This is a genomic window from Klenkia sp. PcliD-1-E (genome assembly GCF_024124375.1).
Taxonomy (GTDB): domain Bacteria; phylum Actinomycetota; class Actinomycetes; order Mycobacteriales; family Geodermatophilaceae; genus Klenkia.
Genome location: NZ_JAMXRZ010000011.1, coordinates 39,534 through 51,452, shown reverse-complemented (window position 1 = coordinate 51,452; position 11,919 = coordinate 39,534). Strand labels below are relative to the sequence as shown.

At 74.2% G+C, this 11,919-nt stretch carries 11 protein-coding genes; 7 read left to right on the top strand and 4 right to left on the bottom strand.

All coding sequences use genetic code 11. From position 1 onward, the window contains the following. Positions 1-244, bottom strand: a 244-nt coding sequence (locus NH342_RS04265) for a hypothetical protein (protein ID WP_253011671.1), incomplete at its 3' end; no start/stop codon positions are given. A gap of 128 nt (positions 245-372) precedes the next feature. Between NH342_RS04265 and NH342_RS04260 the strand changes: the two genes are divergently transcribed. The 6 genes from NH342_RS04260 (at position 373) to NH342_RS04235 (ending at position 6,316) form a co-directional block, all read left to right on the top strand. Then, entirely contained in the window at positions 373-1,974 is a 1,602-nt protein-coding gene (locus NH342_RS04260; protein WP_253011668.1) for an ABC-F family ATP-binding cassette domain-containing protein, read from the top strand. A gap of 121 nt (positions 1,975-2,095) precedes the next feature. Then, positions 2,096-2,353, top strand: a complete 258-nt coding sequence (locus tag NH342_RS04255) for a helix-turn-helix domain-containing protein (RefSeq protein WP_253011665.1) — start codon at positions 2,096-2,098, stop codon at positions 2,351-2,353. After that, positions 2,350-3,141, top strand: a complete 792-nt coding sequence (locus tag NH342_RS04250; RefSeq protein ID WP_253011662.1) for an enoyl-CoA hydratase/isomerase family protein — start codon at positions 2,350-2,352, stop codon at positions 3,139-3,141. The genes NH342_RS04255 and NH342_RS04250 overlap by 4 nt, the downstream gene beginning before the upstream one ends. Before the next feature lie 19 nt (positions 3,142-3,160). Beyond that, positions 3,161-5,041 (top strand): ABC transporter ATP-binding protein, encoded by a 1,881-nt coding sequence (locus NH342_RS04245; RefSeq protein WP_253011661.1) that lies wholly within the window; start codon positions 3,161-3,163, stop codon positions 5,039-5,041. Positions 5,042-5,087: 46 nt separating this feature from the next. Then, positions 5,088-5,528, top strand: coding sequence for an SgcJ/EcaC family oxidoreductase (locus tag NH342_RS04240; RefSeq protein WP_253011659.1), 441 nt, complete (start codon positions 5,088-5,090; stop codon positions 5,526-5,528). Beyond that, the gene (locus tag NH342_RS04235; RefSeq protein ID WP_253011656.1) at positions 5,525-6,316 is read left to right on the top strand and encodes a sulfurtransferase; all 792 of its coding nucleotides are present in this window, start codon (positions 5,525-5,527) and stop codon (positions 6,314-6,316) included. The genes NH342_RS04240 and NH342_RS04235 overlap by 4 nt, the downstream gene beginning before the upstream one ends. A gap of 174 nt (positions 6,317-6,490) precedes the next feature. On the opposite strand, the gene NH342_RS23855 is transcribed toward NH342_RS04235, so the two are convergent. The 3 genes from NH342_RS23855 to NH342_RS04215 are packed head-to-tail and all read right to left on the bottom strand — an operon-like array spanning position 6,491 to position 10,764. After that, entirely contained in the window at positions 6,491-7,174 is a 684-nt protein-coding gene (locus NH342_RS23855; protein ID WP_308200608.1) for a sirohydrochlorin chelatase, read from the bottom strand. Next, on the bottom strand, positions 7,171-7,932 hold the full coding sequence (locus NH342_RS04220; RefSeq protein WP_253011653.1) for an SDR family oxidoreductase: 762 nt from the start codon (positions 7,930-7,932) through the stop codon (positions 7,171-7,173). Before NH342_RS04220 ends, NH342_RS23855 begins: the two co-directional genes overlap by 4 nt. A 3-nt stretch (positions 7,933-7,935) precedes the next feature. Further along, a complete protein-coding gene (locus NH342_RS04215) occupies positions 7,936-10,764 on the bottom strand; it encodes an aconitate hydratase (protein ID WP_253011650.1) in 2,829 nt (942 codons plus the stop codon). Between the two features lie 155 nt (positions 10,765-10,919). Between NH342_RS04215 and NH342_RS04210 the strand changes: the two genes are divergently transcribed. Beyond that, entirely contained in the window at positions 10,920-11,906 is a 987-nt protein-coding gene (locus NH342_RS04210) for a phosphatase PAP2 family protein (RefSeq protein WP_253011648.1), read from the top strand. Positions 11,907-11,919: the final 13 nt, after the last annotated feature.

Here is an 11,919-nt window from a genome sequence, read left to right as displayed (position 1 = left end):
GGGTGGAGGCGACGCCGGGGGAGCGGCCCGGCGCGGTGGCGTGCGCCCGGAGGGTGGCCAGCAGGGCGTCGCGGTCGCGGTGCAGCTCGGCGAGCGTGGCGCCGATCCGGCCCACCACGACACCCGCGTGCCCGGCGGCCGGCAACCCGCAGCCGGCGCACGCCGTACCCGGGTGGGCCCGGTCGGGGACCGGTGTCGAGCAGACCGGGCAGCGCAGCACCCACGGGGCGGTCGGAGCAGTCATGTCGTCGAGGTTCGCCGCGCGCAGGGCCCTCGCCCTCCGCCGCACCACCTGACCTTCCCTGGGTAGTGCTACCCAGGTCACCGGCGGTGCGCTCGGAACCGGGCCGTCCCGGCGGTACCCTGGGACCAGTGATCACGACCACCGGGCTCGAGCTGCGCGCGGGCGCCCGCATCCTGATCAGCGAGGCCGACCTGCGCGTGCAGCCCGGTGACCGGATCGGACTGGTCGGGCGCAACGGTGCCGGCAAGACCACCACGCTGACCACCCTCGCCGGCGAGCGGGTGCCGCACGCCGGGAAGGTCGAGCAGACCGGCGAGCTCGGCTACCTGCCGCAGGACCCCCGCAGCGGCGACCTGTCGATCACCGCCAGCGACCGGGTGCTGTCCGGTCGCGGCCTCGACGAGCTCAAGGCCAAGCTGACCAAGGCCCAGATCGCCATGGCCGAGCCCGCCGACGACGCCGAGCGCGACCGCGCCGTCCGCCGGTACGGCCGCCTGGAGGACCAGTTCGCCGCCATGGGCGGGTACGCCGCGGAGTCCGACGCCGCCCGCATCTGCACCAACCTCGGCCTGCCCGACCGGGTGCTCGCCCAGCCGCTGTCGACGCTGTCCGGTGGTCAGCGGCGCCGCGTGGAGCTGGCCCGCATCCTGTTCTCCGACGCCGACACCCTGCTGCTCGACGAGCCCACCAACCACCTGGACGCCGACTCGATCGCCTGGCTGAAGACGTTCCTGGCCAGCCACCGCAGCGGCCTGGTGGTCATCAGCCACGACGTCGAGCTGCTGGCCGCCGTCGTCAACAAGGTGTGGCACCTGGACGCCAACCGGGCCACCGTCGACGTCTACAACCTGGGCTGGAAGCGCTACCTGGAGGCCCGGGAGACCGACGAGCGCCGGCGTCGCAGCGAGCGCGCCAACGCCGAGAAGAAGATCGGCGCGCTCACCGCGCAGGCCGACAAGATGCGCGCCAAGGCCACCAAGGCCAAGGCCGCGCAGTCGATGGACAAGCGCGCCGCCCGGCTGGCCGCCGGTCTGGAGCAGGTGCGTGTGCAGGACCGGGTCGCCAAGCTGCGCTTCCCGACGCCTGCGCCCTGCGGCAAGACCCCGCTGACCGCCGAGCGGTTGAGCAAGAGCTACGGGTCGCTGGAGATCTTCACCGGCGTCGACCTGGCCGTCGACCGCGGCACCCGGGTCGTCGTCCTCGGCCTCAACGGTGCGGGCAAGACCACCCTGCTGCGGATGCTGGCCGGCACCGAGACCCCCGACACCGGCGAGGTCAAGGCCGGCCACGGCCTGCGGCTGGGCTACTACGCCCAGGAGCACGAGACCATCGACATGGACCGTTCGCTGCTCGAGGTCATGCGCGCCGCGGCCCCGGAGCAGACCGACACGGAGCTGCGCCGCATCCTCGGTGCGTTCCTGTTCTCCGGCGACGCGGTCGACCAGCGGGCCGGCACGCTGTCCGGCGGTGAGAAGACCCGGCTGGCGATGGCCGCGCTGGTCTGCTCGGCGGCGAACGTGCTGCTGCTGGACGAGCCCACCAACAACCTCGACCCCGCCAGCCGCGAGCAGGTGCTCGAGGCGCTGCGCACCTACCAGGGCGCGATCGTGCTGGTCACCCACGACGAGGGCGCCGTCACCGCCCTCGACCCGGACAAGGTCATCCTGCTGCCCGACGGCACCGAGGACACCTGGTCGCCCGACTTCGCCGAGCTCGTCGAGCTCGCGTAGTTCCAGCGCGCGCCCACCCGTGCGGGGGGTGATCATTCGAGCGGGACCGGCGTCACAGGGACGGCGGCCAGGCGACCAGTGGGGGACCCGGCGTGACCGGGACGCTGGCGGGGAGGGAGTCATGGCCGACTCGAACGCAGCGGACACCTCGGGCACCGGGGACGCCGCCGGGCTGACCAAGGGCAAGCGGATCACCGGTGACGACCGGAACTCGCTGGCCGGTAACCTGCGCAAGCGCTACGACGCCGGGGAGAGCATCCGGGTGCTCGCCGCCGACACCGGCCGCTCGTACGGCTTCGTGCACCGGCTGCTCAGCGAGTCGGGGGCGACCCTGCGCAGCCGGGGCGGGGCCAACCGGCCGGCCGCGGACAAGAAGTGAGCGGTGACCCGGCGCGCGGCTGGGTCACCACCTCGCTGGACGGCCCGGTCCTCACCGTCCTGCTGGACCGGGCCGACCAGCTGAACGCCCAGGTCCCCGCCACCTGGACCACCCTCGCCGAGATCGGGGCCGCGCTGCCGGACGAGGTGCGGGTCGTGGTGGTCCGCGGCGCCGGGCGGGCGTTCTCCGCGGGCCTGGACCGGTCGCTGTTCGCCGCCGACCCGGGCACCCCCGGCGGGCTCGGCGAGCTCGCCGGGCTCGGTGCCCACGGCGCGCAGGAGCGCATCCGCGGTTACCAGGCCGGATTCCGCTGGCTCCGGCGGCCGGGCATCGTCTCCGTCGCCGTCGTGCAGGGCCACGCCATCGGCGCCGGCGCCCAGCTCGCGCTCGCCTGCGACCTGCGGGTCTGCGCCGAGGAGGCCACCTTCGCCCTGCCCGAGGCCACGCTGGGCCTGGTCCCCGACCTGACCGGCACCTCCACCCTGGTGCAGGCGGTCGGCTACAGCCGGGCGCTGGAGATGTGCCTGACCGGGCGCCGGGTGGGGGCCGCCGAGGCGTACACCGCGGGCCTGGCGAACGTCGTCGTCCCGGCGTCCGCGCTCGACGGCGCGGTCGAGCAGCTCGTCGCCGCCGTCCTCGGGCCGGACGTCGACGCCAGCCGCGAGACCGCCGCCCTGGTGCGCCGCGCCGCGGCCGCCGACGAGGACGGGCAGGACGCCGCCGAGCGGGCGGCGCAGTACCGGCGGCTGCACGCACTGGCGGAACAGGCCTCCTCGGCCCGGGGTTGAGCCCGTCGTGGACGGACCGATGACCTCGATGGCCGCGATGCGGTCCTTCCGCCGCGAGGCGACGCCCGCCCGGGAGATCCCGAAGGGGACCGTCCGGCGGATCCTCGGCGTCGCCGGTCCCTACCGGCGCGACCTGGCGTCCTTCCTCGCCCTCGTCGTGCTGTCCGCGGTCATCGGCGTGGCCACCCCGCTGCTGGCCGGGGACATCGTCAACCGGATCGCCGGGCTGACCGGCACCGCCGGGGACATCGTGCGGATCGCGCTGCTCATCGCCGGGCTCGCCCTCGTCGACGCCGGCAGCTCGCTGGCCCAGCGCTGGTACTCCTCGCGCATCGGCGAGGGCGTCATCTACGACCTGCGGGCCCGCGTCTTCGCCCACGTGCAGCGGATGCCCGTCGCCTTCTTCACCCGCACCCAGACCGGTGCGCTGGTCAGCCGGCTCAACAACGACGTCATCGGCGCGCAGCAGGCCTTCACCTCGACGCTGTCCGGGGTGGTCTCCAACGTCATCGGGCTGGTGCTCACCGGCGCGGTGATGCTGACCCTGTCCTGGCAGATCACGCTGCTGTCGGTGGTGCTGGTGCCGCTGTTCGTGCTGCCGGCCAAGCGCATCGGGAAGAAGCTGCAGGAGATCACCCGGGAGTCCTACGGGCTCAACGCCTCGATGAACGCCACCATGACCGAGCGGTTCAACGTGGCCGGCGCGCTGCTGGTCAAGCTGTTCGGCCGGCCCGAGGCCGAGGTCGAGTCCTTCCGTTCCCGCGCTGCCCGGGTGCGCGACATCGGCGTCCTGTCGGCGATGTACGGCCGCACGTTCTTCACCGCGCTCACCCTGGTCGCCGCACTCGCCACCGCCCTGGTCTACGGCCTGGGCGGGACGCTGGCCTTCGACGGGTCGCTCACCCCGGGTGCGGTCGTCTCGCTGGCGCTGCTGCTGTCGCGGCTCTACGGCCCGCTGACCGCGCTGTCCAACGTCCGGGTCGACGTCATGAGCGCGATGGTCAGCTTCGACCGCGTGTTCGAGGTGCTCGACCTGTCGCCGATGATCGACGAGGCACCCGATGCGCGGCCGGTGCCGGCCGGTGACCGCTCCGTCGAGTTCGACCACGTCTCCTTCCGCTACCCGACCGCCGAGCAGGTGTCGCTGGCCTCGCTGGAGGACCTCTCGCTGCCCGAGCACGGCGAGCCCGCCACCGTGCTGCACGACGTCAGCTTCCGGGCCGAGCCGGGCCAGCTGGTCGCCCTGGTCGGTCACTCCGGCGCCGGGAAGTCGACCATCGCCAACCTGGTGCCCCGGCTCTACGACGTCACCGAGGGTGCGGTGCGGGTGGGCGGGGTCGACGTCCGCCGGGCGACGGCGGACTCGCTGCGCGCCGCGATCGGCGTGGTCAGCCAGGACGCCCACCTGTTCCACGACACCATCCGGGCCAACCTGCGCTACGCCCGGCCCGAGGCCACCGACGACGAGCTCTGGACGGCGATGACCGGCGCCCGCATCGCCGCCCTGGTCGCCTCGCTGCCCGACGGGCTGGACACCGTCGTCGGCGACCGCGGGTACCGGATGTCGGGCGGGGAGAAGCAGCGGCTGGCCATCGCCCGGGTGCTGCTCAAGGCGCCGGGCATCGTCATCCTCGACGAGGCCACCGCGCACCTGGACAGCGAGAGCGAGGTGGCCGTGCAGAAGGCGCTGGACACCGCGCTCACCGGCCGGACCTCACTGGTCATCGCGCACCGGCTGTCCACCATCCGCAGCGCCGACCTCATCCTGGTGCTCGACGAGGGCCGGGTGGTCGAGCGCGGCACGCACGACGAGCTGCTGGCGCTCGGTGGCCGCTACGCCGACCTGTACCGCACCCAGTTCGCCCAGCGCCCCGTGTCGGCGGCACCCGGGCAGGCCTGAGCACTACCGTCACAGGGGTCCCACCCGCACCACCCCGGGAGTCCCGTTGTCCGTCGCCCACCCCGAGGACGCGGAGATCCGCGCCGTCTACGCCGAGTACCTGGACGGCTGGAACGCGCACAGCGCCGCCCGCCAGGCGGCCACCCTCACCGACGACGCCGACGTGGTCGGGTTCGACGGCACCCAGCACCACGGCCGGCTGCAGTTCGCCGCCGACCTGCGCCGCATCTTCGCCGACCACTCGCCGCCGCCCTACGTCGCCGCCGTCCGGTCGGTGCGCGCGATGGGGGAGGACACCGCGGTGCTGGTGGCCACCGCCGGGATGCCCGGTTCCGACGGTGCGCTGCACCCCGACCTGTTGGCCGTGCACACGGTCGTGCTGGTCAAGGACGGCCGGCGGTGGAAGATCGCCGTCTTCGCCGCCACCCCCGCCTCGCGCACGACCACCCTCGACGTCGTCGAGGTGCTGGCCGGGCAGCTGTCGTGACCGGGGTCCTCGCCGGGCCGGACGACGTCGCGGGCGCGGTGCTGCTCGACGTCCGCTGGGCGCTGGGGCGCACCGACGGCCACGAGCGCTACCTGGCCGGCCACCTGCCGGGCGCGGTGTACGTGGACCTGGACACCGAGCTGGCCGCCCCGCCGTCCGCGGCCGGCCGGCACCCGCTGCCCGCGGTGGAGGACCTGCAGGCCGCCGCCCGCCGCTGGGGCGTCTCGGCCGGGTCGCGGGTGGTCGTCTACGACGACGGGCCGGGGATCGCCGCGGCCCGGGCGTGGTGGCTGCTGCGCTGGGGTCGACATGTCGACGTGTCGATCCTGGACGGCGGCCTGGCCGGCTGGTCAGGGTCCCTGGAGACCGGCGAGGTGGAGCCCGAGCCCGGGGACGTCGTCCTGGCACCGGGCGGGATGCCGGTGCTGACGGCGGACGAGGCGGCCGCGCTGCCCGGCGCCGGTGGCCTGCTGCTCGACGCCCGCGCCCCCGAGCGGTTCCGAGGCGAGGTTGAGCCGGTCGACCCGGTGGCCGGGCACGTCCCCGGCGCGGTGAACCTACCGGCCACCGACCTGCTCGCCGACGGCCGGTTCCGCCCCGACCTGGCCTCGGTGCTCGCCGGCCGCGGCGTCGCGGGAGCCGCCGTGGGGGTCTACTGCGGCTCCGGGGTGACGGCTGCGCACACCGTCGCAGCCCTGGCCTCGGCCGGTGTCCACGCGGCGCTGTGGCCCGGCTCGTGGTCGGAGTGGGTCGCGGACCCGTCCCGCCCGGTGGCGACCGGCCCCTGAGCGCGGCCGGCCCCCGCGCGGGTGGCCGGCTGGCACCCCTTCGCCCCTGACCGACCCTCGACCGCCCGGCGTGGATCAGGTGGGACGACCAGCGTGCATCCTCCGCCGCGGACGCCGGTGGCGGAGGATGCATTCTGCCCGTCGGAGCTGATCCACGCCCCGGGTCAGGGGCGGTCAGGCGAGGGCGGCGTCGTAGCGGTCGAGCAGGACCTGGGCGATGCGGTCGTCGGGCAGCAGGGGAGCGGTGACCAGGTCGGCGCCGGCGGCGTCCAGCTTGTCGCGGAAGTGGCCGGGCGCCAGCAGGTAGGCCGCGACCACCACCCGGGTGGCGCCGGCGGCCCGGGCGGCGGCCACGGCCTCGGGCACGGGGGGCTGCGCCGCCGAGCCGTAGCCGGTGCTGACCGGACCGGCCCACGACGTCTGCAGCATCGCGGCCGTCTGCGCGACGTCGGCGGTGGCGCGGGCGTCGCTGGAGCCGGCGGCCGCCACGACCACCGCCGTGCCGGGGTCGGTGGGGTCGGCGCCGGCCTCGACCAGCCGAGAGTGCAGCACCTGCGCCAGCCGGGGGTCCGGGCCCAGCGGGCGGGCGGCGACGGCGTCCTCGCGCTGGGCCACCGCGCCGGCGATGTCGACGTGCACGTGGTAGCCGCCGGACAGCAGCACCGGCACCACCACGGCCGGCCCGCCCAGGCCCGCGACGACGTCGACGACGGTCGGTGGCTGCACGTCGACGAACGCCGCGGTGGTGGTCAGGCCCGGGCGCAGCCGGCGGGCGGCCAGGGCCAGCTCGGCGACCAGCCGACGTCCGGTGGGGTTGCGGGTGCCGTGCGCGCAGGCGACCAGGACAGGGCCGGTCACAGCGCGCGGGTCACGCCGCCGTCCACGGCGATCATGGTGCCGGTGACGTAGGAGGCCGCGGGGGACAGGACGAACGCGGCGACGCGGCCGAACTCCTCGGGCCGGCCCACCCGCCGCAGCGGGATCCCGGACTCGGTGCGCGCCCGCATGCCCTCGGCGTCGCCCGAGGCGGCCTCGATGTCGGTGATCCGGTCGGTGGCGATCGTGCCCGGCAGCAGGCCGAACACCCGGATACCGCGGGGCCCCAGCTCGTCGGCCAGCGCCTTCGCCGTCATCGCCAGGCCCGGGCGCAGCCCGTTGGAGACCGCGAGGTGACCGATGGGCTGGCGCACCGAGGTGGACAGCACCAGGCCGATGGCCGCCCCCTCGCCGAGCTCGGGCACCGCGGCCTTGACCAGCCGGACCGTGCCGAGCAGGACGGACTCGACCGCGTCGCGCCAGGCCGACTCGTCGGTGTCCAGCAGGGAACCCGGCGTCGGGCCGCCCACGGACACCAGGACGCCGTCGAGCCCGCCGAGGTGGGTGCGGCAGGCCCCGACCAGTCGCCGTGCTGCGTCGGGGTCGGCCAGGTCGGCGGCCAGCCCGTGCGCCGCGGGGGCCCCGCCGAGCTCGGCGACGGCGGCGTCGACGGACCCCGGGGAGCGGGAGCTGATCAGCACCCGCGCCCCGTCGTCGACCAGGGCCCGGGCGGTCGCGGCCCCCAGCCCCCGGCTCGCGCCGGTGAGCAGGTAGCGACGACCGCCCAGCCCCAGGTCCACCGGTCAGACCGAGGCGGACCCGCGGAGGGAGCGCAGCACGTACTGCATGATCCCGCCGTTGCGGTAGTAGTTCGCCTCACCGGGGGTGTCGATCCGCACGCGCGCGTCGAACTCGACGTCGCCGGCCTTCACCTTCACCGTGCGCGGCGTGGTGCCGTCGTTGAGCGCGGTGACGCCGGTGATGGTGAACTCCTCGTCGCCGGTCAGGCCGAGGGACTCCCGGTCCTGGCCCTCGGGGTACTGCAGCGGCAGCACGCCCATGCCGATCAGGTTCGACCGGTGGATGCGCTCGTAGCTCTCGGCGATGACGGCCTTGACCCCCAGCAGCGCCGTGCCCTTGGCCGCCCAGTCGCGCGAGGAGCCCGAGCCGTACTCCTTGCCGGCCAGGACGACCAGCGGCACGCCCGCGTCGATGTAGGCGCGCGAGGCGTCGTAGATCGTCGTGGTCTCGCCGGTCAGGTGGTTCTTGGTCACGCCGCCCTCGGTGCCGGGCACCAGCTGGTTGCGCAGCCGGATGTTGGCGAAGGTGCCGCGGATCATGACCTCGTGGTTCCCGCGGCGCGAGCCGTAGGAGTTGAAGTCGCGGCGCTCGATGCCGTGCTCGGACAGGTACTTCCCGGCGGGGGAGTCGGCCTTGATGGAACCGGCCGGGGAGATGTGGTCGGTGGTCACCGAGTCGCCGAGCACCGCGAGGGTGCGGGCACCGGTGATGTCCTCGACCGGGGCCGGCTCGGCCGGCATGCCGTCGAAGTACGGGGGCTTGCGCACGTAGGTGCTCTCGGTGTCCCAGTCGAAGGTGTTGCCCTCGGGGGTGGGCAGCGAGCGCCACTGCTCGTCACCGGCGAAGACGTCGGCGTAGTCGTCGACGAACATCTCCTTGGTGATCGACTCGTCGATCGTGCGCTGCACGTCGATCGGCGAGGGCCAGATGTCGCGCAGGTACACGTCGTTGCCGTCGGTGTCCTGGCCCAGCGGGTCGTTGTTCAGGTCGACGTCCATCGAGCCGGCCAGCGCGTAGGCGATGACCAGCGGCGGGGACGCCAGGTAGTTCATCTTGATGTCGGGGTTGATCCGGCCCTCGAAGTTGCGGTTGCCCGACAGGACCGAGACGACGGCCAGGTCGGCCTCGTTGACCGCCTCGCTGATCGCCGGGGGCAGCGGCCCGGAGTTGCCGATGCAGGTCACGCAGCCGTAGCCGACCAGGTAGAAGCCGAGCTTCTCCAGGTAGGGGGTGAGCTGGGCCTTCTCGTAGTAGTCCATGACGACCTTGGACCCCGGCGCCAGCGTGGTCTTCACCCACGGCTTGCTGGTCAGCCCACGCTCGACGGCGTTCTTGGCCAGCAGCGCCGCCCCGATCATCACCGACGGGTTCGACGTGTTGGTGCACGAGGTGATCGAGGCGATCGTGACGTGCCCGTGGTCGACGTAGGTCTCGGTGCCGTCCTCCAGCACGACCCTGGTCGGCTTCGAGGCCCGGCCCGGCACGCGGTCGGGGGCGACGGTGCGCGGCTTGCCGGCGTCGCCGTTGGCCCCCGCGGACGGCGAGACCGGGTCGGAGGCCGGGAAGGTCTCCTCGACCGCCTCGTCGACCTTCGACCCCTCGGCGGCTGCCGAGTCGGGGTCGGCGTCGCCGTCGCCGGCGTAGTCGGGCAGCGCGGCGCGGAAGGCGGCCTGGGCGTCGGAGAGCTGCACCCGGTCCTGCGGCCGCTTCGGGCCGGCGATGGAGGGCACGACCGAGGCCAGGTCGAGCTCGAGGTACTCGGAGAACACCGGCTCGCGGGTCTCGTCGTGCCACAGCCCCTGCGTCTTGGCGTAGGCCTCCACCAGGGCGACCTGCTCGGCCGAGCGGCCGGTGAGCTCCAGGTAGCGGATCGTCTCGCCGTCGATCGGGAAGATCGCGGCGGTCGAGCCGAACTCCGGGCTCATGTTGCCGATGGTGGCCCGGTTGGCCAGCGGGACGGCGGAGACGCCGGCGCCGTAGAACTCGACGAACTTCCCGACGACGCCGTGCTTGCGCAGCATCTCGGTGATGGTCAGCACGAGGTCGGTGGCGGTGGCGCCGTCGGGCAGCTGCCCGGAGAGCTTGAAGCCGACCACGCGCGGGATGAGCATGGAGACCGGCTGGCCGAGCATCGCGGCCTCGGCCTCGATGCCGCCGACGCCCCAGCCCAGCACGCCCAGGCCGTTGACCATGGTGGTGTGCGAGTCGGTGCCGACGCAGGTGTCGGGGTAGGCCAGGGTCTTCCCGGACTCGTCACGGGAGAAGACGACGCGGGCCAGGTGCTCGATGTTGACCTGGTGCACGATGCCGGTGCCCGGGGGGACGACCTTGAAGTCGTCGAACGCGCCCTGGCCCCAGCGCAGGAACTGGTAGCGCTCGCCGTTGCGCTGGTACTCGATCTCGACGTTGCGCTCGAAGGACTCCGGGGTGCCGAACACGTCGGAGATGACCGAGTGGTCGATGACAAGCTCGGCCGGCGCGAGCGGGTTGATCCGGGACGGGTCGCCGCCCAGGTCGGCCATGGCCTCGCGCATGGTGGCCAGGTCGACGATGCACGGCACGCCGGTGAAGTCCTGCATGACCACACGGGCCGGGGTGAACTGGATCTCCTGGTCGGGCTCGGCCGACGGGTCCCAGTTCGCGACCGCCCGGATGTGGTCGGCGGTGATGTCCGCGCCGTCCTCGGTGCGCAGCAGGTTCTCGAGGAGGACCTTCAGGCTGTAGGGGAGCTTCTCCGAGCCCTCCACCGCGTCGAGCCGGAAGATGTCGTACTCGGTGCCGTCGACGTCGAGCGTCGCCCGTGCCCCGAAGCTGTCCTTGCTGGCTGCCACTGTGCTCCACCCTCTTGGTCCGCTCTCGTTGCCACCGGCCATCATCCCAGCCCCCGCGCCGTCGTGCGGCGTGAGGCCACCCTTGCCTGACCGCCGGTGGGTGTCGGTGCGGCGAACACCACACCGAACGGTTCCGAAGCCCTACGGTCTGCGCCGTGACGACGACGGCGGTGCCCCCGACGACGTCCGCCGCGTCGGCCGTCGCCGCCGCGGACCGGGGCCGTCCCGTCCGGGCCGTCCTGTCCGCGGCGCACCTGGTCGCCTTCCTGGCGGTGTGCGTCGCCGAGGGCCTGCCGACCGACCGGCTGAGCCTGCTGCTGTGGGTGCTCACCGGGCTGGCCTGCCGGTGCGCCGGCCGGGGGTGGCGGCGCGGGGTGCGGCTGCTGGCCGACTGGGTGCCCCTCGGCGCGGTGCTGCTGGCCTACGACGCCAGTCGCGGCATCGCGGGCACCCTCGGGGCGCCGGTGCACGTGACCGGGCCCGCGGCCGTCGACACCGCGGTGTTCGGCGCCGTGCCGTCGGTGTGGCTGCAGGCCCACCTGACCGCACCGGGCTGGCTGCAGGTCGTGGTCACGCTGGTCTACAGCTCGCACTTCGTCGTCACCCCGCTGGTGCTGGCCGTGCTGTGGGTGCGCGACCGCGCCCGGTGGGGCCGCTACGCCCGGTTGGTGGTCGCGCTGTCGGTCGCCGGGCTGGTCACCTACGTGGTCTACCCGGCGGCCCCGCCGTGGCTGGCCGCCCGGCACGAGGTGATCGGCGAGGTGCACCGCACCAGCGGCGACGGCTGGGCGGTGCTCGGCCTGCCCCGCGCACAGGCGCTGCTGCACGCCGGCCAGGGCCAGGTGAACCCGGTGGCCGCCGTCCCGTCGCTGCACACCGCCTTCGCGGTGCTGCTGTGCCTGTTCGCGCTGCGGCTGGTCCGCCGACGCTGGCAGCAGGTGCTGCTCGTGGCCTACGCGGTGGCGATGCCGCTGGTCCTGGTCCTCTCCGGCGAGCACTACGTCGTCGACACCGTGCTCGGTGCGCTGTACGCGGCCGGGGTGTGCTGGGGGGTGCCGCGGCTGGAGCAGGTTGCGCGCACGGTGCAACGGCGGTTGTCGGGGGGCGGCGCTAGCGTGACGCCGACCACCCTCCGCGGCTGACCCAGCGGTCGGC